The following is a 22,967-nucleotide window of genomic DNA, read 5'->3' on the forward strand; positions in this document are numbered from 1 at the left end:
AGGACGGGCGGCGGTGATTTCAGTAGCGTTCCAGCATTTTGCTAGTGACAGTCACTCGTTGCTGCAGGCTACTTGAAGGGCCTCCGAGAGGTCGTGCGCGTAGCGCTCGCCCAGAATGAAGCTGTGGTCTTCTATTGCGCGCGTATTACGCAGAGTCACGTCCAGGAAAGGCAGTCCGGCATTCCTCGGCGTATGTGCGCATTCCGTGACATGCAGAGTGAAAACGATCTTGTGGCCGAAGCCCGTTCTGGCCCGGAACGGCGGCTTCGGCACCGACGTCAGGGCGAGACCGGCGTAGGGCTGGGAAATGCGCACGACGGTGATCGGCGGCCCGGACAGCGCGGTGACCTTCATCCCGAAACTGAAGCTGCCGCGCGGCGCGTTCGCGGGCGTCCCCTCCTTGCCCAGGTAGGTGACGTCGACGGCCTGGGACGGGTACGGGGCCGGGCCGGTCGGCGGTTCCTGCGGCCGGGTCGCGTAGAGGTAGCCGCCGCCCGCGACGAGCACGGCCGCCGTCGCGGAGGCGAGCGCGGCGCGGCGGTGCCGGGCGTAGAGCGCCACCAGGCGGCCGTGCGGCTGTCCGAGGTCCTGCGGCGGGGGTGGCTCGGCGGCGTCCCACGCACGCGTGCCCTCGCCCGGTTCGACCGGCCCCACACCGCTCAACTCCATGGCCCTTCGCCCGGACCGCCGTCGCGGTACCAGGCCTCGCAGCCGGTGCGCGTCTCGCGGTCGATCAGCCGCTCCGCGGCCTTCCGGCCCTCGCGGGCCTTCGTGATCCTGGCGGCGTCCACGACGTCCCGCAGGATGTCGTACTGGCCGTTGGACAGGCCCATGGACTGGTAGTCGCCGTAGGTGCCGTCGTCCAGGACCTCCCGCGACCAGTGGGCGACGATGCGTGCGCACAGGTCCTCGGGCGGGGTCGCCGCGGGCGAGGGCGCCGCCCCTGAGCCGGGGGGCGTGCTCTGCCGCGCGGCGCTCGCGCCGTTCGGTGTGTGCGGTTCGCCGCATCCGGTGACCAGGGCGGCGGCGAGGAGCACCGGCCCCGCACCCCGCCCGAGCGCCCGCCTCGGCCCGCAGGCCCCGCCTGTTCCCATCCTCTGACGCTAGGCCGCCGGGTGCCCGGGATCAACGCCGTTGCGTACAAAGGCTGTCGGACGGCGGCCGGCCGGTGGTTCAGCCCGTCGCGCCGACTCGCTCCGCGTCGCTCGGGTTCACGCCGCGCAGCATGCACGTCAGCCGCGCGCTGCACACCCGCTTCCCGTCCTCGTCGCTGATCACGATCTCGTACGTGGCTGTGGAGCGGCCGCGGTGCAGCGGGGTGGCCACTCCGGTCACCAGGCCGGAGCGGGCGCCGCGGTGGTGGGTGCAGTTCAGGTCGACGCCGACGGCGATCTTGGAGCTGCCGCCGTGCAGCATGGCGCCGACCGAGCCGAGCGTCTCGGCGAGCACGGCGGAGGCGCCGCCGTGCAGGAGCCCGTACGGCTGGGTGTTGCCCTCGACCGGCATGGTGCCCACGACGCGGTCCGCGGAGGCCTCGACGATCTGGACGCCCATGCGTGCCCCGAGGTGTCCGGCGGAGAACATGGCGACCAGGTCCACGCCGAGCGCCGAGTACTCGTCGATGACCTCTTGTGGGAACGTGACGTGCTGCTGCTCGCCCATGGGGTCCGGCTCCTTCGTCGTCGATCCTGGCGTCTAAGCGAACGCTCAGTTGGTGGCTGATTGTTCCAGACGGACGACGACGGACTTGCTGGCGGGCGTGTTGCTGGTGTCGGCGGTGGCATCCAGCGGCACCAGGACGTTCGTCTCCGGGTAGTACGCGGCCGCGCAGCCGCGGGCTGTCGGGTAGTGCACGATCCGGAAGCCGGGGGCGCGGCGCTCCACGCCGTCCTTCCACTCGCTGACCAGATCGGTGTACGAGCCGTCGGCGAGGCCCAGCTCGCGGGCGTCGTCGGGGTTCACCAGGACGACCCGGCGGCCGTTCTTGATGCCGCGGTAGCGGTCGTCGAGACCGTAGATGGTGGTGTTGTACTGGTCGTGCGAGCGCAGGGTCTGCAGGAGCAGGCGACCCTCGGGGAGCTTCGGGTACTCGACGGGTGCGGCCGTGAAGTTGGCCTTTCCGGTGGCCGTGGGGAAGCGGCGCTCGTCGCGCGGGGCGTGCGGGAGGGCGAAGCCGTTCGGGTCGGCCACGCGCGCGTTGAAGTCGGTGAAGCCGGGGACGACGCGCGCGATGCGGTCGCGGACGGTCGCGTAGTCCTTCTCGAACTCCTCCCAGGGGGTGCGGGACTCGTTTCCGAGGACGCGGCGGGCGAGGCGGCACACGATGGCCGGTTCGGACAGCAGCTGCTCGCTCGCGGGCTCCAGACGGCCGCGTGAGGCGTGCACCATGCCCATGGAGTCCTCGACGGTCACGAACTGCTCGCCGCCGCCCTGGAGATCGCGCTCCGTGCGGCCGAGGGTCGGCAGGATCAGGGCGCGCGCGCCCGTCACGGCATGCGAGCGGTTGAGCTTCGTCGACACGTGCACGGTGAGGCGGGCGCGCCGCATGGCCGCCTCGGTGACCTCGGTGTCGGGGGAGGCCGACACGAAGTTGCCGCCCATCGCGAAGAAGACCTTGGCCTGGTCGTCACGCATCGCGCGGATCGCCCGCACGACGTCGTAGCCGTGGCCGCGCGGCGGGGCGAAGCCGAACTCCTTCTCCAAGGCGTCCAGGAAGGCGGGTGCGGGGCGCTCGAAGATGCCCATCGTGCGGTCGCCCTGCACGTTCGAGTGACCGCGCACCGGGCACACGCCCGCGCCCGGCCGGCCGATGTTGCCGCGCAGCAGGAGGAAGTTGACGACCTCGCGGATGGTCGGCACGGAGTGCTTGTGCTGGGTGAGGCCCATCGCCCAGCAGACGATGGTGCGCTTCGAGGCGAGGACCATGCCGAGCGCCTCGTCGATCTGCGCGCGTGTGAGGCCGGTCGCGGTGAGCGTCTCGTCCCAGTCGGCGGCGCGGGCGGCCTCGGCGAACTCCTCGTAGCCGTGGGTGTGTTCGCCGACGAAGGCCTCGTCGACGGCCCCCTCCGTCTCCAGGATCAGCTTGTTCAGGAGGCGGAAGAGGGCCTGGTCGCCGCCGATGCGGATCTGCAGGAACAGGTCGGTGAGCGCGGCGCCCTTGAACATGCCCTGCGGGGTCTGCGGGTTCTTGAACCGCTCCATGCCCGCCTCGGGCAGCGGGTTCACCGTGATGATCCTCGCCCCGTTGGTCTTCGCCTTCTCCAGGGCGGAGAGCATGCGCGGGTGGTTGGTGCCCGGGTTCTGCCCGGCCACGATGATCAGGTCGGCCTGGTACAGGTCGTCCAGGAGGACGCTGCCCTTGCCGATGCCGATGGTCTCGTTCAGAGCGGACCCGGACGACTCGTGGCACATGTTGGAGCAGTCGGGGAGGTTGTTCGTGCCGAACTCGCGGGCGAACAGCTGGTAGAGGAACGCCGCCTCGTTGCTCGTACGGCCCGAGGTGTAGAACAGCGCCTCGTCGGGGGAGCCGAGGGCGGTGAGCTCCTCCGCGATGATGTCGAAGGCGCGCTCCCACGGCACGGCCTCGTAGTGGTCGGCGCCCTCGGCCAGATACACGGGGTGCGTGAGACGGCCCTGCTGGCCCAGCCAGTAGCCGCTGCGGGTCGCGAGGTCGGAGACCGGGTGGGCGGCGAAGAAGTCGGGGGTCACGCGGCGCAGGGTGGCCTCCTCCGCGACCGCCTTCGCGCCGTTCTCGCAGAACTCCGCCGTGTGCCGGTGCTCCGGCTCGGGCCAGGCGCAGCCCGGGCAGTCGAAGCCGTCCTTCTGATTGACCCGCAGCAGCGTCAGCGCCGTGCGCTTCACACCCATCTGCTGCTGGGCGATGCGCAGGGTGTGCCCGATGGCGGGCAGCCCGGCCGCGGCGTGCTTCGGCCCGGCGACCTGCGGCGCGTCCTGAACCGGATCACTCTGGGGCGGCTTGCCGGCCATCTCGGCCTCCTCTTCGAGCACACGTGTGAGGTACGTCTCCGATCCTCCCACGTGGGGGTGACACCGATCGCGGCCCGTCCCGGAGAGCGATCGTGCGCGCGCCCCGCCCAGGGACGAACCGTGACGCGGGCACGTGGCCGCGGGCGGCGGGGCGGGGCCGACTGTCAGTGGGGCGTGGCAGGATCGGGGGCGTGGCAGATTCAGCATCGAAGAAGACCGAGAAGACCTCCGGCGGCGGACGGCCGCGACTGATGCTCATGGACGGGCACTCGCTGGCGTACCGAGCGTTCTTCGCGCTGCCCGCGGAGAACTTCACGACGGCGACGGGCCAGCCGACGAACGCGATCTACGGCTTCGCGTCGATGCTCGCCAACACGCTGCGCGACGAGGCGCCCACGCACTTCGCGGTGGCGTTCGACGTGTCCCGCAAGACATGGCGTTCCGAGGAGTTCGCCGAGTACAAGGCCAACAGGTCGAAGACGCCGGACGAGTTCAAGGGCCAGGTCGAGCTGATCGGCGAGGTCCTCGACACGATGCACGTCGACCGGTTCGCCGTCGACGGCTTCGAGGCGGACGACATCATCGCCACGCTCGCCACGCAGGCCGAGGCCGAGGGCTTCGACGTGCTGATCGTCACCGGCGACCGTGACTCCTTCCAGCTGGTCTCCGAGCACACGACCGTGCTCTATCCGACCAAGGGGGTCTCCGAGCTGACGCGGTTCACCCCGGAGAAGGTCTTCGAGAAGTACGGCCTCACCCCCGCCCAGTACCCCGACTTCGCGGCCCTGCGCGGCGACCCGTCCGACAACCTGCCGGGCATTCCCGGCGTCGGCGAGAAGACCGCCGCGAAGTGGATCAACCAGTTCGGGTCGTTCGCGGAGCTGGTCGAGCGTGCCGACGAGGTCAAGGGCAAGGCCGGGCAGAACCTCCGCGACCACCTGGAGTCCGTCAAGCTCAACCGCCGCCTGACGGCGATGGTCTGTGACGTCGAGCTGCCGAAGACGGTCGCCGACCTGGAGCGCGCCCCGTACGACCGCACGGCGCTCGCGATGGTCCTGGACACGCTGGAGATCCGTAACCCGTCGCTGCGCGAGCGGCTGCTGGCCGTCGACCCCGGGGCGGAGGAGGCCGACGCCGGCCCGCCGGCCGCCCCGGGCGTGGCCGTGGACGGCACGGTCATCGGCGCGGGCGAGCTGCAGCCCTGGCTCGCCGAGCACGGCACGGCGGTCCTCGGTGTCGCCACGGTCGACACCTGGGCGCTCGGTACGGGATCGGTCGCCGAGGTCGCCCTCGCCGCGGCCGGCGGCGCCGCCGCGTGGTTCGACCCGGCGCAGCTCGACGAGACCGACGAGAACGCGTTCGCGCGGTGGCTCGCCGACCCCGCCAGTCCCAAGGTGCTGCACAACGCCAAGGGCGTCATGCGGGTGTTCGCCGAGCACGGCTGGAGCGTCGAGGGCATCTCCATGGACACCGCCCTGGCCGCCTATCTCGTCAAGCCGGGCCGCCGCTCCTTCGACCTGGACGCACTGTCGCTGGAGTACCTCGGCCGGGAGCTGGCGCCCGCCGCGGCGGCCGACGGACAGCTCGCCTTCGGCGCGGACGACGCGGCCGAGGCCGACGCGCTCATGGTCCAGGCCCGGGCCGTCCTCGACCTGGGCGAGGCCTTCGCGGAGCGGCTCAAGGAGGTCGGCGCGGCCGACCTCCTCCAGGACATGGAGCTGCCCACCTCGACACTGCTCGCCCGCCTGGAGCGGCACGGCATCGCGGCGGACAGGGCCCACCTGGAAGCGATGGAGCAGTTGTTCGCGGGCGCCGTGCAGCAGGCCGTGAAGGAGGCGCACGCGGCGGCCGGGCACGAGTTCAACCTCGGCTCGCCCAAGCAGCTCCAGGAAGTCCTCTTCGGCGAGCTGGGCCTGCCCAAGACGAAGAAGACGAAGACCGGGTACACGACGGACGCCGACGCGCTCGCCTGGCTGGCCACCCAGACCGACAACGAACTGCCCGTCGTCATGCTCCGTCACCGTGAGCAGGCGAAGCTGCGGGTGACCGTCGAGGGCCTGATCAAGACGATCGCCGCGGACGGCCGCATCCACACCACCTTCCACCAGACGGTGGCCGCGACGGGCCGCCTCTCCTCGCAGGACCCGAACCTGCAGAACATCCCGGTCCGCACCGAGGAGGGCCGCGCGATCCGCCGCGGCTTCGTGGTCGGTGAGGGCTTCGAGTCCCTCATGACCGCCGACTACAGCCAGATCGAGCTGCGCGTGATGGCCCACCTCTCCGAGGACGAGGGTCTCCTGGAGGCGTTCAGTTCCGGCGAGGACCTGCACACCACCGTCGCCTCCCAGGTGTTCTCCGTCGAGGGGACGGCCGTCGACGCGGAGATGCGCCGCAAGATCAAGGCCATGTCGTACGGGCTGGCCTACGGCCTGTCGGCCTTTGGTCTGTCCCAGCAGCTGAACATCGACGCGGGCGAGGCGCGGGTCCTGATGGACACCTACTTCGAGCGTTTCGGAGGAGTTCGGGACTATCTCCGCCGCGCGGTCGACGAGGCGCGGGCGACCGGCTACACGGCGACGCTCTTCGGGCGCCGCCGCTACCTCCCCGACCTCAACAGCGACAACCGTCAGCGCCGCGAGGCGGCCGAGCGCATGGCTCTCAACGCGCCGATCCAGGGCACGGCGGCGGACATCGTCAAGATCGCCATGCTGAACGTGGACCGCGCCCTGCGCGAAGCGGACCTCAAGTCCCGCATGCTCCTCCAGGTCCATGACGAAATCGTCCTGGAGATCGCGCCGGGCGAGCGGGCGAAGGCCGAGGAACTGGTCCGCCGGGAGATGGCCGGAGCGGTGCGGCTCCGGGCGCCCCTGGACGTCTCGGTCGGCTCCGGCGCGGATTGGGAGTCGGCGGCGCACTAGCTCCGCCGCAGGAGAGGGACCTCGGCTGCGGCCGGGCAGTTCCCCGCGCCCTTCCACGGGGGCGCGGGGAACTGTGCGATCGGCCCCCACGACCCGCACCCGGCACTACCCGCAAGCCTCCGCCCGCCCCCTTTCCCCCACCCCCGGGAGAGGCCCGTCACCCGCGTGGACGCCGACGGGGAGCCCCCGGCGATGCCCGCCGCAAGGATGCGGGCATGCGTCCTCACATACGGAACACGCGGCGCACGCGGTACGTACCGTCCGTACGACACTGCCGCACCGCGCTCGTCGCAGCCCTTGCCTCGGTGCTCATCGCACCGGTCCCCGCCGTCTCGGCCGCTGCCGCCAGTCCCAGAATCCCCACCGGAGCAGCGACCAGACGCCTCCCGGCGGACACCCCCGGCGAGTACCGGCAGACCGGCACCCCCGGCCATCGCGCCCACTCCGACGACCCCACCGACTCCGTCACCTGCCACGCCCCTCACGCGCCCGGCCTCGCCGCCCGCCTGTCGCACGACATCCGGGCAGCGCTGTCGTCCCGGGACGGCACGGTCTCCGTGGCCGTGCACGACGACCTGGGCCTGACCTGCGAACTGGCGAGCCGACGGCAGTACGACTCCGCGAGCGTCGCCAAGGTACTGATCATGGAAGGGCTGCTGAGGCGGGCCGAGGAACGGGGCCGCAAGCTCACCGGCTGGGAGACGACGAACGTCCGCCCCATGATCGTCAGCTCCGACAACGACGCCGCCTGGCGGCTGTGGACCGCCCTGGGGCACACCTACCTGAACGGCTTCCTCGCCCGCGTCCGTACCCGCGCCACCGTCCTCGGACCCGGCGGCTACTGGGGCCTCACCCGCACCACGGCCGACGACCAGATGCGCCTGCTGGACGTCCTGACCAACACCCGCTCCTTCCTCCGCACCCGCGCGTACGGCCTCAAACTGCTCTCCGAGGTCCGCTCCGACCAGCGCTGGGGAGTTCCCGCCGGAATGCCGCCCGGGCTGAAGGCCCACGTCAAGAACGGCTGGCTGCCCCGCTCCACCCACGGCTGGCGCGTCCACAGCGTCGGCGCGTTCACCGGCGAGGGCCGCGCGTACCGGATCGTCGTCCTGTCCCACGACAACCCCACGAAGGCGTACGGCGTCCGCACCATCGAGCGCATAGCGCAGGCCGTGCACAGAGGGCTGGGCCAGGGCCGCGTCCTCGGCCGCGACCTCACCCCGCCGGCGGCGATCAGCGAGGAACCGGACGGCTCCGCTCCGTACGATCCGCTGCCGGGCTGGGACGCACCGGAGCCGGACGCCACACCCTGACCGCCACGCCGTACACCGCCAGACCGACGGCCAGCCCGGCCCCTGCCCCGAAGCACAGGGTGGGGATCAGCTCCCACGGCTTCGCACGCGAACCCCAGTAGTCCCACCACCGCATCGCCCGCTGCGCGGCCGCCGCCACCGCGCAGCCGCCGATCAGCGCCGCCGCCAGCCAGCGGTCGCGCACCGACAGCACGGGCACGCCCACCGGCTCCGCGTCGTGCTGCCGCCGCACGGCCACCACGACGAACGCGGCGATCACCACGGCGGCGACCGCCGAACCGCCGTACTGCAGGTACCAGTACAGGGGCGAGCCCGCGATCTCCCGCCCCAGCACGGGAAACACCCGCATGCCCCACCGGTCGAGGTGCGTGAACGCGTCCCACACGACATGGGTCAGCGCGCCGGACACCGCGGACACGTACCACCACAGGGCGAGCGACGCGCGTGGGCGGGCGCGCGGCGCACCGCAGCGCAGGAGGGCCCCGATACGCCCCTGCCTGCCCCGCGGCAGCAGAGCCACCAGCGGCTCGCGCAGCACCAGCCAGGCACCCACGAGCGCCCAGGCGACCAGGACGTCGACCGTGAACACCCCGGTGAACGAGTGCGTGAAGTCGCCGAACTCCATCGCCTCCGGCAGCACACTCGCCACGTAATAGGTCATGTCGGGCGCCAGTGAACCGGCGACGAGTACGGCCGGGACCAGTCGGCCGCGTCCGGACCCGTCGGCACGCACGGCAGGCAGGACCGCCGCGACGTGGCTGAGAGTGAACGGCAACTGGGCTCCCCGAGAACGACGTTGACCGGAATCCGACGGTTCTGACGGTCCTGGCCGTCCCTTGATCGGTGACGCCCAGTATTGCGTGAACGGTTCCCGGCGGACGCGCATGGTCCGGTGTCGCCGGGGCAGGACGAACGGGATGTGGCCAACCGGTGAAAATCGGGCACGAACAGGTGTCTGCGCGGCGGAAGTTGTCGTAGGGTCACCTGGGTTGCCGTACTGGGGAGTGCGGCCCGCAACAGCGGACAGCAGGAGAACGCGCGGAACACGGGCGATCGTCCATCGGGAGGGGTTCACGCAATGGCGGCGCAATTCGGCAGGCGGGTCGTCAAGGGGGCCGCGACCACGGCCGTGGCCGCGGTCGCGGTGGCGGCCCTGTCCGCGTCCCAGGCCCCGGGCGTGACGGACACGTCGCAGGGCAGACAGAACACCGGCTCCTCGCCCGATGTGCTCGCCGACGACAGCGCGACCGGCAACTCGCCCTATTACACGGACCTCCCGCCGCTCAACAGCCCGACGGCGACCCCCAGCGCGGGCACCGGCACGCCCGCCGCCACGGGTGACGCCGAGGCGGGCATACCCGCGACCGTCCTCGACGCCTACAAGAAGGCCGAGGCGGCGCTGGGCGACTCCAAGCCGGGGTGCAACCTCCCCTGGCAGCTTCTCGCGGCCATCGGCAAGGTCGAGTCCGGACAGGCCCGCGGCGGCAAGGTCGACGCGAACGGCACCACGATCAGCCCGATCCTCGGCCCGCAGCTCGACGGCAACGGCTTCGCGCTCATCAGGGACACCGACAACGGCGCGTACGACGGCGACAGCAGCTACGACAGTGCCGTCGGGCCCATGCAGTTCATCCCGTCCACCTGGGCGTGGGCGGCCCGCGACGGCAACGACGACGGCAAGAAGGACCCCAACAACGTCTACGACGCGGCCCTCGCCGCCGGCCACTACCTGTGCCGGTTCGGCTGGGACCTGTCCGACCGCGCCGATCTCAGGCGCGCGATCCTCAGCTACAACAACTCGACGGAGTACCTGAACACGGTCCTGTCGTGGCTGGAGTACTACCGCAAGGGCACCCACGAGGTTCCGGACGGCACGGGCACGCTGCCCTCCGGCCGCAGCGACGGCAACACCGGCAACAGCGGCAACACGGGGAACACCGGCGGCGGGGGCGGCACCACCCCGACGCCGACCCCTCCGGGCACGAAGCCGCCCACCAGCCAGGAACCGGGCTCGGGCGGCTCCACGAGCCCGAGCCCGAAGCCGCCCAGCACGCCGAACACGCCTCCCGGCACGCCGTCGACGCCGCCGAGCACCCCCACACCCACCGACACGGTGGACCACCTGGAGAACGCGGGTACGGGCAAGCTCACCGCGACCGCGGGCGACGCCTTCGCCGAGAGGGCCGCCGCCCGGACCGAGACCAAGGCCGGCAAGGCCGTCGCGAAGGTCCGCGTCCGGTTCACGATCGTCGGCGACACCGACGCGGTCTTCACCGGCGGTGAGAGCGTCGCGACCGCCGTCACCGACGGCTCCGGCGTGGCGACCGCGCCCGTCCTCCAGGCCGGCGAGAAGACCGGCGGATTCACGGTCCGCGCCACCGTCGTCGGCCGCTCCGTCGCAGGCCTCGACTACGCGGCGACGGTCACCGCCCGCCAGGCCGACGGCCTCGCCCGCACCACCGACACCGCGCTGACCTGCGTCCCGGGCGGAGAGTTCGCGGACCAGGTCGAGGTGAAGGCCACCTACAAGGGGGCCGCCGCGGACGGTGTCGCCGCGACCGCCTCGCTCATCAAGGCGGCAGGCGACGCGACCGAGAACGACAAGGGCCCGTACTTCAAGGACGCGGCCGGCAAGACGCTACGCACCCTCGCCGGCCTCGAGACGGGCGAGAACGGCCTGCTGAAGCTGCCGAAGCTGTTCGCGGACGACACGGCCGGCACGTACCTGCTGCGGATCACCACGACCGGCGGCGCGACGCTGACCGTCGAACTGAAGGTGGCGGCGGCCGCCTCCTAGACCCGTGGGCCGACGGTGCCCCCTCGCCCCGACGGGCGAGGGGGCACCGTCGTCTGTGTGTGCAACGTGTTCTCATCTCGCCCGCCCGTTGCTACGGTGCCCGACCTGACGACGTATCAGTTCCGTCCGTGCCGGGAGGCCCGCATGCGTGCCCTGATCGCCGCCGCGACCGGTCTCGCCCTCGCGTTCGCGCTGGTCCTCACGATCACCGCCATGGGATCGCCGTCGGGCGAGACGTCACCCGAGCCGATGCTCACCACCGTCCCCAGCCACCCGTAACGCACAGGGAGGGCCGCCGAGATGCGCCGCAAGGCCAGCCTGATCCTGCTCGCCCTCGCCGTGTTCTTCACGGCCCTGTCCCCGCTGCTGCGCTGGTACGCCTTCCCGCGCCTGGCCAAGATCCCCGCCAACCAGTACCAGGACATGGTCCTGGAAGCGAAGGACGCGACCCTCCTCGACTACGGCAGCATGACGGCCAAGAAGGTCGACAAGGTCACCATCGTGCAGACCCTCAAGGGCAACGTCGAAGCCTCCGAGAAGATCGAGAGGACCGCGGGCCGCGACGTCGTCGTCTGGGACGGCCTCTCCTACGTCCAGGGTCCCGACGGCGAGATGGTCTCCAAGTTCCCCGAGCGGTACATCTTCGACGCCCACACCCAGGAACCCGTCCACGCCACCGGCGAGATGGTCGACGGCGACCCCGTCAAACGCGAGGGCATCGAGTTCAAGTGGCCCTTCCTGACGGAGAAGAGGGACTACGAGTACTTCGACGCGCAGGCCCGGATCACCGCACCCATCCACTACAAGGGCACCCAGGACTTCCGGGGCGTCGACGTCTACTACTTCGAGCAGACCATCCCCTGGACCAAGGTGCCCTTCCCGAAGACCATGCCCGTCGAAGGCATCACCCCGGAGTCGGTCGCCAAGACGGGCACGACCCGCTGGTACACCACGGTCCGCAAGTTCTGGGTCGAACCCGTCACCGGCGCACCCGTGTACGGGGAGGAGATCCACAAGGAGGAGCTGCGCGGCGGCAGCCTCCTCGGCGACCGCGACAAGGTGACGGCCTTCGCCGGGCACGTGAAGATGCGCGAGGACTACATCCGCTCCACGGTCGACCTCGTCAAGTCCCAGCGACTCCTCGTCCTGCTGATGACCTCGTACCTGCCCTGGGGCTTCCTGGCTCTGGGCATCGGACTGCTGTCCCTCTCCCTGTACCTGGAGGCCCGCGGCCGCCGCCCCGGCGACCCCTCGCCCACCGGGCCCCGGGAGCAGGAGCCCGTCAGCGCCTGAGACGCGCGTTCGTGTGCCGCGTCGGCGGTGCGGTCGCCGGGTCCTCGGGCCAGGGGTGCTTCGGGTACCGCCCGCGCAGCTCCGCCCGCACACCCCGGTAGCCGTCCTTCCAGAAGGACGCGAGGTCCGAGGTGACGGCGGCCGGGCGCCCCGCGGGCGACAGCAGATGGACCACCACCGGGACCCCGGCGACGGCCGGCGACTCCTGCGCCCCGAACATCTCCTGCAGTTTCACCGCGAGCACCGGCCGCTCGGGATCCGCGTAGTCGATCCGGATCCTGGACCCGCTCGGCACCTCGAAGCGCTCCGGCGCCAGCTCGTCGAACCGGGCCGCCTCCCCGGACGCCCACGGCAGCAGCCGGCCCAGGGCCTGCCCGGCGTCGATCCGTCCCAGATCGGCCCGCCGCCTCGCCCGGCTCAACTCCGGCTCCAGCCACTCGTCCACGCGCGCGTGGAGCGCGCCGTCCGACACCTCGGGCCAGGGAGCACCGACCTGGCGGTGCACGAACCCGAGCCGCTGCCGCAGCACCTCGGCGTCCCGGGACCACCGCAGCAGCCCGAAACCCTCCTCGGCCAGCCCCTGGAGAAGAGCCTCCCGTACGAGACCCGGGTCGGCGGCACGCAGCGGCCGCACGGTCAGCTCCACCGCCCCGAGCCGCTCGACGCGCCGGGCCACCACCTCCCCGTCGGCCCAGCGCACCTCGTCGCCCTCGGCGTACAGGGGCCCGGCCGCCTCCCGGGCAACCTCCTCGTCGACCACGGCCCCGAGCCGCACGCGCGCGTGCCCCGCGCCCAGCGGCCGGTCGGCGACCGCGACGGCGATCCAGCCGGCCTCCCGCAGCCCACTGCCGTCACCGACCTCACCCCGGGTCCCGGACACCATCAGGAACGATCCCCCTTGCCGGCGAGCGAGCCGCTCGGGGAAGGCGAGCGCGGCGACGAGCCCGGCGACCTGGTCGTCGGTGAGGGCCCCGTCAGGGGTGCGGGGGACCGTGCGCCCGGCCGCACCGGACCCGCCGTCGAGCGGCGTTTCTGAAGCGGTCCGCCCGCCGGGCCGGGCCGCGGGCGCCACCGCCCGCAGCCGCCGCACCTCCGTACGCCACCGCCCGGCGTACGCGTCACCCCCACGCCGTGCGGCCCGCAGAGCGGAGGCGAGGTCGTCCCCGTACTCCCGCGGCGGTTCCTCACTCAGGAGGGCGACCACCTCCGCGGCGCGCTCCGGACCCACGGAGGCCGCCGCGTCCAGCAGCGCACGCCCCAGCCGGGGATGCAGCCCGAGCCGCGCCATCCGTACGCCCCGGCCGGTCGGACGCCCGCCGTCGCCCACGGCGCCGACGGCCTCCAGAACACCCCGGGCGGCCGCCATGGCCCCTCCCGGCGGCGGATCCAGCAACGCCAGCCCCGAGGCGTCGGGATCGCCCCAGCAGGCCGCCTGCAGGGCGAACGCCGTCAGGTCGGCCACCTTGATCTCCGGCGCCGGGAACCGCGGCAGCCGCCCGTCCTCCGCCTCCGCCCAGCAGCGGTACACGGCACCCGGCGCCTCGCGTCCCGCCCGTCCGGCCCGCTGCCGCCCGGCCGCCTGCGAGGCCCGTACGGTCGTCAGCGCGCTCAGGCCCCGCGCGTGGTCCACCCGCGGCTCGCGGGCCAGCCCGGAGTCCACGACCACCCGCACACCCGGAACCGTCAGCGACGACTCGGCCACCGACGTCGCGAGGACCACCCGGCGTCCCGCGGCGCCGGACAGCACCGCGTCCTGCACGGCCGTCGGCGCCCGCCCGTGCACCTGCAGCACCTCGACGTCGCCGAGCCCGCCGAGCTGCCCCGCCACCCGCGCGATCTCCCCGACCCCGGGAAGGAAGCACAGGACGTCCCCGGCACGCTCGGACAGCGCCCGCCGCACCACCGACGCCACATGTGTCAGCAACACCGGATCCACCCGCATCCCATGGGGCGGACGCACAGGGCGCACGGGCGGCGCCCACACCACCTCGACCGGATGGGAGACACCCGCCGCCTCGACCACCGGCACGTCGCCGAACAGCCGCGCCCACCCCTGCGCGTCGGTCGTCGCCGAAGCGGCCACCAGCCGCAGCTCGGGACGCAGGGCGGCCCGCACGTCCAGCAGGAACGCCGCCGCCGTGTCCGCGTCCAGATGCCGCTCGTGGCACTCGTCGAGCACGACCGCGTCGACGCCCGTCAGCTCCTGGTCCCGTTGCAGCCGTTGCAGCAGCACCCCGGTCGTGACGACCTCCACGCGCGTGCGTGGCCCGGTCACCCGCTCCCCGCGCACGGTGTACCCGACGCTCTCCCCGGCCTTCTCGCCGAGCAGCCACGCCATCCGCCGCGCGGCCGCCCGCACCGCGATCCGCCGCGGCTCGGCCACGACGACACGGCGCGGGGGCCCCTCGCCGACCAGCCCGGCCAGCACCAGCGGCACGAGGGTCGTCTTGCCCGTGCCGGGCGGCGCGACGAGCACCGCGGCGCCGTGCCCCTCCAGGGCGTCGCTCAGGCCGGGCAGCGCCCCGCGTACGGGCAGAAGGTCCAGGGCGTCATGACGGATCACCCGCTCAGTCTCTCCCCCAGCCTCCGGCCGGGGGCGCTCCCCTCTAGTTTCGCTCGCACACGAAGATCGCCGTGCCCGGGATCAGGTTTCCCCGCAGGGGGGACCAGCCGCCCCACTCCTGGGTGTTCCAGGCCGGCCACTCCGGCTCGACCAGGTCGACCAGCCGGAAACCGCCCGCCACGACGTCCCGGACGCGGTCGCCGACCGTCCTGTGGTGCTCGACGTACACGGCGTTCCCCTCCTCGTCCTGCTCCACGTACGGAGTGCGGTCGAAGTAGGAGGAGGCCACGCTCAGACCCTCGGGTCCCGGTTCGTCGGGGAAGGCCCAGCGGACCGGGTGGGTGACGGAGAAGACGAACCGGCCGCCCGGGCGCAGCACCCGGCGCACCTCCCGGAGGACCCTCACGGGCTCGGCGACGAACGGCAGCGCTCCGTACGCGGAGCACGCCAGGTCGAAGGAGCCGTCCGCGAAGGGCAGCGCCGTGGCGTCCGCCTCCACGAGCCGGACGGTGTCGGCGCCGATCCGCAGGGCGTGCTGGAGCTGGCGGTGGGAAAGGTCCAGGGCGACCGGGCGGGCCCCCTGGGCGGCCAGCCAGCGCGAGCACTGGGCGGCGCCCGCGCCGATCTCCAGGACGTCCTTCCCCTTCAGTTCCTCCATCGGGCCGAGCAGCTCGGCCTCGATCTCGTCGAGGCCCTCGGGACACCACACGAATCGGTCGTCGCCGAGAAACGTGCCGTGCTCGACCTGGTAGTCGTCCGCGTTCCGGTCCCACCAGCCACGATTGGCCCGGGAGCTCTCGGAGCCCCCCGCCTCCCGCCGGGTCGCCTCGGGCTCGGACTGTTCGGGCTCGGACTGCTCGGGCTCTTGGATGATCGGCTCCCTCGTATTAATCTGCGGACTCTTCGGTACGACCCGCTCCGGCGGGTGTCACGGAAGAGGGCCCCAAGATCCGTGTGGACGCGTGGCGTTGTCCGATGTGCGGCTGCCGTCGCGTGGGTTCTGTGCCGGGTATGCGGCGATCCGCCCCGGGTGTGCGCCTTCGCGCATTGACCCTGTCCGGCTGCCCCCGTATGCTACAAGTTGCGCTGCGGGCCTGCGCTCCTCAGACGTAGCAGGCTGCGCTCGCATCTGTATGTATGACCCCTCGGTTGTCGAGGCGCCACCGGCGGTGTTCTTCGTGGACATCATCCGGATCTGGCGCTTCCTTGGCTGTCCGGCCTTGTACAGAGCGAAACGGGCTCCCGGCGTAAGCAGTACCTACGACTCACTGTCCGTACCGGAGCCCTTTCCCACATGACGAGCAGCACCGAGACCACCTCTACCACTCCGCAGGTAGCGGTCAACGACATCGGTAACGAGGAAGCCTTCCTCGCCGCGATCGACGAGACGATCAAGTACTTCAACGACGGCGACATCGTCGACGGCGTCATCGTGAAGGTCGACCGGGACGAGGTCCTGCTCGACATCGGTTACAAGACCGAAGGTGTCATTCCGAGCCGCGAGCTCTCGATCAAGCACGACGTCGACCCGAACGAGGTCGTCAAGGTCGGCGACGAGATCGAAGCCCTTGTTCTCCAGAAGGAGGACAAGGAAGGCCGCCTGATCCTCTCGAAGAAGCGCGCCCAGTACGAGCGCGCCTGGGGCACCATCGAGAAGATCAAGGAAGAGGACGGCATCGTCACCGGCACCGTCATCGAGGTCGTCAAGGGTGGTCTCATCCTTGACATCGGCCTCCGTGGCTTCCTGCCGGCTTCCCTCGTTGAGATGCGCCGTGTCCGCGACCTCCAGCCCTACGTGGGCAAGGAGCTCGAGGCCAAGATCATCGAGCTGGACAAGAACCGCAACAACGTGGTCCTGTCCCGCCGTGCCTGGCTGGAGCAGACCCAGTCCGAGGTCCGCCAGACGTTCCTCACCACCCTGCAGAAGGGTCAGGTCCGTTCCGGCGTCGTCTCTTCGATCGTCAACTTCGGTGCCTTCGTGGACCTGGGTGGCGTCGACGGTCTGGTGCACGTCTCGGAGCTCTCCTGGAAGCACATCGACCACCCCTCCGAGGTTGTCGAGGTCGGCCAGGAAGTCACCGTCGAGGTCCTCGACGTCGACATGGACCGCGAGCGTGTCTCCCTGTCGCTGAAGGCGACGCAGGAAGACCCGTGGCAGCAGTTCGCCCGCACGCACCAGATCGGCCAGGTCGTGCCCGGCAAGGTCACGAAGCTGGTTCCGTTCGGTGCGTTCGTCCGCGTGGACGAGGGCATCGAGGGTCTGGTCCACATCTCCGAGCTGGCCGAGCGCCACGTGGAGATCCCGGAGCAGGTCGTCCAGGTCAACGACGAGATCTTCGTCAAGGTCATCGACATCGACCTCGAGCGTCGTCGCATCAGCCTCTCGCTGAAGCAGGCCAACGAGGCCTTCGGTGCCGACCCGGCCACGGTCGACTTCGACCCGACGCTGTACGGCATGGCCGCGTCGTACGACGACCAGGGCAACTACATCTACCCCGAGGGCTTCGACCCCGAGACCAACGACTGGCTCGAGGGCTTCGAGTCCCAGCGTGAGGTGTGGGAGACGCAGTACGCCGAGGCGCAGACCCGCTTCGAGCAGCACCAGGCTCAGGTCATCAAGTCCCGCGAGGCGGACGCCCAGGCCGAGGCCGAGGGTGTCACTACCCCGGGTGCGGCTCCGGCCGCCTCCAGCGGTGGCGGCGGTGGCGGCGGTTCGTACTCCTCGGAGTCGGACGACAACTCCGGCGCCCTGGCGTCGGACGAGGCCCTGGCTGCTCTCCGCGAGAAGCTCGCCGGCGGCCAGAGCTGAAAGCTCACCGCCAGCGGTAGCTAGCTGGTAACCGAGGGCCCGCACCCACTTGGGTGCGGGCCCTCGGTGCGTTGTCCCGCCCGCCGTCTCGCGGGCTCTCCCGTCCGCCTGCGTGCTGTCCGGTGGGCTCCGCCGTGCTGTCCGGTGGGCTCCGCGCCCGGGCGGTGAGCCGTCCCGCCACGAGGCGGTGACGGCCCTCCGCGCGTGCTCGCGCCGGGAGTTGCCCGCACACCGCCACGGCCCCGATCCGGCCCTGATGCGACCCGGCCCACGCGCTCGCGGCCGTCGTCGCACGCACGTGGGTGCTCGTCGTGGGCATGAGAAGCCCGTAAGAGGGGACAGCGAAGCGACGTGAACCGGGAATGCTCATGTCCTGGCCCGCGTTGTTGAGTACGAACACGAGGAGGAGCGGTCACAGTGCTTGATCCGCAGGGTTTGTACGCGTGGGAGCCGAAGGGCCTGGCAGTCGTCGACATGGCGCTCGCCCAGGAGTCGGCCGGTCTTGTCATGCTCTACCACTTCGACGGATACATCGACGCGGGCGAGACCGGCGACCAGATCGTCGACAGGCTGCTCGACTCGCTGCCCCACCAGGTCGTGGCCCGCTTCGACCACGACCGGCTCGTGGACTACCGCGCCCGCCGCCCGCTGCTGACGTTCAAGCGCGACCGCTGGGCCGAGTACGAGGAGCCGACGCTTGAGGTGCGGCTCGTCCAGGACGCCACGGGCGCGCCCTTCCTGCTGCTCTCCGGACCCGAACCGGACGTGGAGTGGGAGCGCTTCGCGGCGGCCGTCCAGCAGATCGTGGAGCGCCTCGGCGTACGTCTGTCGGTGAACTTCCACGGCATCCCCATGGGCGTCCCGCACACCCGCCCCGTGGGCCTCACCCCGCACGGCAACCGCACGGACCTCGTCCCCGGCCACCGCAGCCCCTTCGACGAGGCACAGGTTCCGGGCAGCGCCGAGGCACTGGTCGAGTACCGCCTCATGGAGGCCGGGCACGACATCCTGGGGGTCGCCGCGCACGTGCCGCACTACATCGCCCGCTCCCCGTACCCGGACGCCGCGCTGACCGTCATGGAGGCGATCACCGCCGCGACCGGTCTGGTCCTGCCGGGGATCGCGCACGGACTGCGCACCGAGGCACACCGCACACAGACCGAGATCGACCGGCAGATCCAGGAGGGCGACGAGGAGCTCGTCGCACTCGTCCAGGGCCTGGAGCACCAGTACGACGCCGCGGCGGGCTCCGAGACGCGGGGCAACATGCTCGCGGAGCCGGTGGACATCCCGTCGGCGGACGAGATCGGCCTCGAGTTCGAGCGGTTCCTCGCCGAGCGGGAGGGCGACGCCTAGGCACCCGCCCCGTGAGAGGCACGGTCCTCGGCGACAGGCGTGCCGGGCCCGCGCGGCCCCGCCGGGGCGTCGTCGGCGGCGGGCCCTAAGCTTCTCGGCATGCTGAAGGTGGGCCTGACCGGCGGGATCGGCGCCGGCAAGAGCGAGGTGTCGCGGCTGCTCGTGGAGCACGGCGCCGTGCTGATCGACGCGGACAGGATCGCGCGGGAGGTCGTCGCACCGGGGACACCCGGGCTGGCGGCGGTCACCGACGCCTTCGGCGAGGACGTGCTCGCCGCGGACGGCAGCCTCGACCGGCCGAAACTCGGCTCGATCGTCTTCGCGGACGCGGAGAAGCTCGCCGTGCTGAACTCGATCGTGCACCCGCTGGTGGGCGCCCGTTCCCGCGAGCTGGAAGAAGCGGCCTCCGCGGACGCCGTGGTCGTGCACGACGTGCCCCTGCTCACGGAGAACGGCCTCGCCCGGCTGTACGACCTCGTGATCGTGGTCGACGCGAGCACCGAAACCCAGCTCGACCGTCTCGTCCGGCTGCGCGGCATGACCGAGGAGGACGCGCGCGCCCGGATGGCGGCCCAGGCCACCCGCGAGCAGCGCCGGGAGATCGCGGACGTCGTCGTCGACAACGACGTGCCACTCGATGCGCTGCGGCGGCGGGTACGCGACGTGTGGACGGACCTCGTGCGGCGGGCGGCGGCCTCGGAATAGCGGGCGCCTTCGAGGCGTTGATTCCCTGCAGTGAGGGAAGGACTCTGCCGTGCCCGAGACCAGCGGATTCGCCGGACGTACTCCGGAGACGCATGTCATCGACTTCCGTGCCGCCGAGCAGTTGCTCGCCGCGCGGGACCCCAGGGGCGCGGTCAAGCTGCTCGACGGAGTCATCGCCGCGTACCCCGAGAACACGGCGGCACGGCTGCTGCGGGCACGCGCCTTCTTCGCTGCGGCGCAACTGCGGCCCGCCGAGCTGGAGTTCACCATCGTGCTGGAGCGCGAACCGGACAACGCGTTCGCGCACTTCGCACTCGCCCGCACCTACGAGCGCTCCGGCCGGCCCGAGCAGGCCAGACGCCACTTCCGGCTCGCGGCGGCTCTGGACCCACAGCCGGAGTACCTGACCGCGGCACGGTTCGACTCCTGAGCGCCGCCCGCTCCTGAACACGCCCGGCCTGCCCCGGCGCCAGGTCGGCGGCCCGGACCGACGACCCGCCCTACACGCGGTGCTCCGGCGGCGAGTACGGCGGGATGTCGCGGCCGGGCTGGTAGTGCGGTCCCTGGCGGAGATGCCTGAGGATCATCGTCAGGTCGACGGTGGCGACCAGCCACAGCACGCCACAGGCGACCGCCCAGCCGGGACGCCCGACCAGGGCGAACGCGGCCGTCCCGATGATCGCCCACACCAGACCCCACACACTGAGCCACAGGCGGGCGCGCAGCGCACTGCGCGCGGTCGTCGGTTCACTGCCTGTACGCATGGGGACCACTGCTCCTACGGAAAAACGTACTCTTCGTGGTGCACGTTCACCCAAGGACGGACGAACGGGAGCGGCTGTGCTGCTGGTGGAGGAGCTGCGGGCGGACGAGAAGCTCGCCCGGTGGCTGAGGGACCTGGAGAACGAGGGCGAACCGCGTACGGAGGCGGTCCTGCCGGACGCGGTCGAGCTGCCGGACCTGCTGCTCGATCTGTCCGTGCCGCACGAGCACGTCAACGAACTCGTGCACCTGCGCGCCCGGCTGGCGGCGGACCCGGAGGCGATGGCGCTGCTCACAAGGTGCGTCGACCGGGTCGTCCGTGACATGGGTGAGGTCGGCAAGGGGTGGGAACCGCCGGTGTTCCCGGCGTCCACCGGGGCGCTCGGCCGCACCTTCCACGTGTTCGTCTTCATCGCCGCGCTGCCGTACGTGCGCGCCCACCACCGGCAGCGGGACATCCCGGCGGACGTTTCGCGGCGCACCCTCGCCGACCTGGGCCGGCACCTGGCCGTGCACGCCAGGCGGACCGGCACGATCGGGCTGCAGGTGCCGTGGTGGATCGCTCTGCACTTCCACGGAGAGCTGTACCAACTCGGGCGGCTGCAGTTCCAGCGCGCTCGGCTGGGCGGGCACACCGGGCGGGCGGCCGCGGTCGCGGGGCTCGGCACGGGCCCCGGCGAGCTCTGTCTGAGCCTGCACATCGCCGACTTCCGGGGTCCCCTGTCGCCGGAGGCCTGCGACCGGTCCCTGGACCTGGCCCGGGAGTTCTTCGCGCGCCACTACCCGGACGAGCACTACGAGGTGGCGGTCTGCCACTCCTGGCTGCTCGACCCGCAACTGAAGCGGTATCTGCCGGCCGACTCCAACATCGTGCGCTTCCAGGAGCGGTTCCGGGTCGCCCACGAGGAGACGAAGGCCGACGACAAGGCACCCGTCGGGTTCGTCTTCGGCGACCCCGAGCTGCCCGTGGAGGACCTTCCGCGGCGGACCGGGGTCGAGCGCGCGGTGGGCGACCACCTGCGGGCGGGCGGCCACTGGTACGGCGGGCAGGGCTGGTTCGCGTTGTAGCCGAAAGTTCCCGGCCGGATCGCCGTTCACCCGGACAGGTGGAAGGGGCCGGGGTGGGAACGGGGCGGCGGGCACGAGCCGTTGGGCTGGTATGACGATCGAGATGCGTGAGGGATACGAGGGGACGGGACCCGGCGCCATCACGCCGGACGGCTGCGCGGTGGAGCTGTACTCGCGACTGCCCGTGCAGGACGAGCCGGACATCATCGCCTCGGCCGTGCCGGCGGGAGCGCACATTCTCGAACTGGGCTGTGGCGTGGGGCGTATGACCCACCCGCTCCTGGAGCGGGGATTCACCGTGACGGCCGTGGACGAGTCCGCCGAGATGCTGGAGCGGGTGCGTGGGACGCGCACGATACGCGGCGCGATCGAGACGCTCGACCTGGGGGAGAGATTCGACGTGGTGATGCTCGCGTCGTTCCTCGTGCACAGCGGGGACACCGCGGTGCGGCGCGGCATGCTCGACGTGTGCCGGCGCCATGTCGCGGACGGCGGCTGTGTGTTGATCCAGCGAGAGGGCGAGAACTACCACACGGATCTGCCGCGCGAGCGGGTCGATCCGAGCGGGTTCACGCTCCGCATGCTGTCCGCGGAGCCCGTCGGGGACGGGGTCAATTCGGTGCGGGCGGAGTACGTGTTCCCTGACGCCGCGTGGACGCACACGTTCCTCGCCCGGCCGCTCACCAAGGAGCAGTTCGAGGAGGCGTTGGGCGAGGCGGGGCTGAAGGTCGACAGGTATCTGACGGAGGACCGGGTCTGGGTACGGGCGGTGCCGGTGGCGGCGTGAGGCGATGAGTTTCGGGCGGCGGGGCGGTCTATCTCCGTGACAGCAACGCGCCCCGCTTCACAGGAGATCCCCATGTCCGAGACCACCGTTCCCGTCGCCTCCGCCCCGGCCCGCACCGTCGTCGCCGAGTCCGCGACCGCCCGTGGCCGCCGTGCCCGCCTCGCACTGCGGGGGCTGCAGGTGCTGCTCGCGCTCTTCTACGTGATCGCGAGCGCGGTGCCCAAGCTCGTCGCGCACTCCTCGGCGGTCGAGTCGTTCGACGAGATCGGCTGGGGCAGCGCAGGGATGTACACCATCGGTCTCCTCGAACTGGCCGGCGGTATAGCGCTGGTGATCCCCGTACTGGCCTCCGTGGCAGCCGTCTCGCTGGGCGCGCTGATGGTGGGTGCGTTCATCACGCAGATCGCCGTGTTCGACGGGGAGTACGCGGCGACCCCGCTCATCCTGATCGTGCCGCTCGCGCTGATCGCCTGGGCACGACGGGGGCAGGCCGCGGAGCTGCTGAGGCTGGTCCGGCGTCGGTCCTGAGCACGGAAGCCCGGACGGCGTCCGGCAGGGCCTTCCAGCCCTGCCGGACGCCGCGTCGCGTCTCGCGTTGTCTTCTCCGAA

The 22,967-nt window shown here is 71.7% G+C and carries 20 protein-coding genes; 12 read left to right on the top strand and 8 right to left on the bottom strand.

Annotated elements, in window-relative coordinates; all coding sequences use genetic code 11:
* Positions 1 to 51: 51 nt before the first annotated feature.
* The 4 genes from KUF83_RS40955 to KUF83_RS40970 all read right to left on the bottom strand — a co-directional run bounded on the left by KUF83_RS40955 (position 52) and on the right by KUF83_RS40970 (position 3,987).
* On the bottom strand, positions 52 to 663 hold the full coding sequence (locus KUF83_RS40955) for a Tat pathway signal sequence domain protein (RefSeq protein WP_217460345.1): 612 nt from the start codon (positions 661 to 663) through the stop codon (positions 52 to 54).
* A complete protein-coding gene (locus KUF83_RS40960) occupies positions 660 to 1,094 on the bottom strand; it encodes a hypothetical protein (protein WP_254645119.1) in 435 nt (144 codons plus the stop codon). Before KUF83_RS40960 ends, KUF83_RS40955 begins: the two co-directional genes overlap by 4 nt.
* A gap of 79 nt (positions 1,095 to 1,173) precedes the next feature.
* Entirely contained in the window at positions 1,174 to 1,662 is a 489-nt protein-coding gene (locus KUF83_RS40965; RefSeq protein WP_217460206.1) for a PaaI family thioesterase, read from the bottom strand.
* 45 nt (positions 1,663 to 1,707) lie between these two features.
* Positions 1,708 to 3,987 (bottom strand): FdhF/YdeP family oxidoreductase, encoded by a 2,280-nt coding sequence (locus KUF83_RS40970; RefSeq protein ID WP_217460347.1) that lies wholly within the window; start codon positions 3,985 to 3,987, stop codon positions 1,708 to 1,710.
* 191 nt (positions 3,988 to 4,178) lie between these two features.
* Here KUF83_RS40970 and polA point away from each other — a divergent pair, with 191 nt between their 5' ends.
* Both polA and KUF83_RS40980 read left to right on the top strand, forming a co-directional pair.
* Positions 4,179 to 6,905, top strand: coding sequence for a DNA polymerase I (gene polA / locus KUF83_RS40975; protein ID WP_217460207.1), 2,727 nt, complete (start codon positions 4,179 to 4,181; stop codon positions 6,903 to 6,905).
* 215 nt (positions 6,906 to 7,120) lie between these two features.
* A complete protein-coding gene (locus KUF83_RS40980) occupies positions 7,121 to 8,218 on the top strand; it encodes a serine hydrolase (RefSeq protein WP_217460208.1) in 1,098 nt (365 codons plus the stop codon).
* On the opposite strand, the gene KUF83_RS40985 is transcribed toward KUF83_RS40980, so the two are convergent.
* Positions 8,139 to 8,993, bottom strand: a complete 855-nt coding sequence (locus KUF83_RS40985) for a DUF4184 family protein (protein ID WP_217460209.1) — start codon at positions 8,991 to 8,993, stop codon at positions 8,139 to 8,141. The genes KUF83_RS40980 and KUF83_RS40985 overlap by 80 nt on opposite strands.
* Positions 8,994 to 9,296: 303 nt before the next feature.
* Here KUF83_RS40985 and KUF83_RS40990 point away from each other — a divergent pair, with 303 nt between their 5' ends.
* The 3 genes from KUF83_RS40990 to KUF83_RS41000 all read left to right on the top strand — a co-directional run bounded on the left by KUF83_RS40990 (position 9,297) and on the right by KUF83_RS41000 (position 12,308).
* On the top strand, positions 9,297 to 11,015 hold the full coding sequence (locus KUF83_RS40990) for a lytic transglycosylase domain-containing protein (protein WP_217460210.1): 1,719 nt from the start codon (positions 9,297 to 9,299) through the stop codon (positions 11,013 to 11,015).
* Positions 11,016 to 11,159: 144 nt separating this feature from the next.
* Positions 11,160 to 11,294 carry an SPW_0924 family protein gene (locus KUF83_RS40995; protein WP_217460211.1) on the top strand — a complete coding sequence of 45 codons (135 nt, stop codon included), beginning with the start codon at positions 11,160 to 11,162 and terminating at the stop codon, positions 11,292 to 11,294.
* Positions 11,295 to 11,315: 21 nt separating this feature from the next.
* Positions 11,316 to 12,308 carry a DUF3068 domain-containing protein gene (locus tag KUF83_RS41000; RefSeq protein WP_217460212.1) on the top strand — a complete coding sequence of 331 codons (993 nt, stop codon included), beginning with the start codon at positions 11,316 to 11,318 and terminating at the stop codon, positions 12,306 to 12,308.
* Here the strand turns inward: KUF83_RS41000 and hrpB are convergent.
* Positions 12,298 to 14,871 (bottom strand): ATP-dependent helicase HrpB, encoded by a 2,574-nt coding sequence (gene hrpB, locus KUF83_RS41005; protein ID WP_217460213.1) that lies wholly within the window; start codon positions 14,869 to 14,871, stop codon positions 12,298 to 12,300. The genes KUF83_RS41000 and hrpB overlap by 11 nt on opposite strands.
* A 43-nt stretch (positions 14,872 to 14,914) precedes the next feature.
* Positions 14,915 to 15,763 carry a class I SAM-dependent methyltransferase gene (locus KUF83_RS42755; protein ID WP_217460348.1) on the bottom strand — a complete coding sequence of 283 codons (849 nt, stop codon included), beginning with the start codon at positions 15,761 to 15,763 and terminating at the stop codon, positions 14,915 to 14,917.
* Positions 15,764 to 16,165: 402 nt separating this feature from the next.
* Here KUF83_RS42755 and rpsA point away from each other — a divergent pair, with 402 nt between their 5' ends.
* The 4 genes from rpsA to KUF83_RS41030 all read left to right on the top strand — a co-directional run bounded on the left by rpsA (position 16,166) and on the right by KUF83_RS41030 (position 20,171).
* The gene (rpsA, locus tag KUF83_RS41015; protein ID WP_217460214.1) at positions 16,166 to 17,680 is read left to right on the top strand and encodes a 30S ribosomal protein S1; all 1,515 of its coding nucleotides are present in this window, start codon (positions 16,166 to 16,168) and stop codon (positions 17,678 to 17,680) included.
* A gap of 417 nt (positions 17,681 to 18,097) precedes the next feature.
* Positions 18,098 to 19,036, top strand: a complete 939-nt coding sequence (locus KUF83_RS41020) for a PAC2 family protein (RefSeq protein WP_217460215.1) — start codon at positions 18,098 to 18,100, stop codon at positions 19,034 to 19,036.
* Positions 19,037 to 19,135: 99 nt separating this feature from the next.
* A complete protein-coding gene (gene coaE / locus KUF83_RS41025; protein WP_217460216.1) occupies positions 19,136 to 19,741 on the top strand; it encodes a dephospho-CoA kinase in 606 nt (201 codons plus the stop codon).
* A 49-nt stretch (positions 19,742 to 19,790) separates the two neighbouring features.
* The gene (locus tag KUF83_RS41030) at positions 19,791 to 20,171 is read left to right on the top strand and encodes a tetratricopeptide repeat protein (protein WP_217460217.1); all 381 of its coding nucleotides are present in this window, start codon (positions 19,791 to 19,793) and stop codon (positions 20,169 to 20,171) included.
* Between the two features lie 70 nt (positions 20,172 to 20,241).
* On the opposite strand, the gene KUF83_RS41035 is transcribed toward KUF83_RS41030, so the two are convergent.
* Positions 20,242 to 20,505 carry a DUF6343 family protein gene (locus tag KUF83_RS41035; RefSeq protein WP_217460218.1) on the bottom strand — a complete coding sequence of 88 codons (264 nt, stop codon included), beginning with the start codon at positions 20,503 to 20,505 and terminating at the stop codon, positions 20,242 to 20,244.
* 79 nt (positions 20,506 to 20,584) lie between these two features.
* Here KUF83_RS41035 and KUF83_RS41040 point away from each other — a divergent pair, with 79 nt between their 5' ends.
* The 3 genes from KUF83_RS41040 to KUF83_RS41050 all read left to right on the top strand — a co-directional run bounded on the left by KUF83_RS41040 (position 20,585) and on the right by KUF83_RS41050 (position 22,886).
* Complete coding sequence (locus KUF83_RS41040; protein ID WP_254645146.1) at positions 20,585 to 21,571, top strand: acyltransferase domain-containing protein; 987 nt, start codon at positions 20,585 to 20,587, stop codon at positions 21,569 to 21,571.
* A gap of 103 nt (positions 21,572 to 21,674) precedes the next feature.
* Positions 21,675 to 22,358: a bifunctional 2-polyprenyl-6-hydroxyphenol methylase/3-demethylubiquinol 3-O-methyltransferase UbiG gene (locus KUF83_RS41045; RefSeq protein ID WP_217460220.1), complete on the top strand. Its 684-nt coding sequence runs from the start codon at positions 21,675 to 21,677 to the stop codon at positions 22,356 to 22,358.
* Positions 22,359 to 22,430: 72 nt separating this feature from the next.
* Positions 22,431 to 22,886: a DoxX family protein gene (locus KUF83_RS41050; RefSeq protein WP_217460221.1), complete on the top strand. Its 456-nt coding sequence runs from the start codon at positions 22,431 to 22,433 to the stop codon at positions 22,884 to 22,886.
* The last annotated feature ends 81 nt before the right edge of the window (positions 22,887 to 22,967 follow it).

The organism is Streptomyces sp. BV286, assembly GCF_019090165.1.
Taxonomy (GTDB): domain Bacteria; phylum Actinomycetota; class Actinomycetes; order Streptomycetales; family Streptomycetaceae; genus Streptomyces.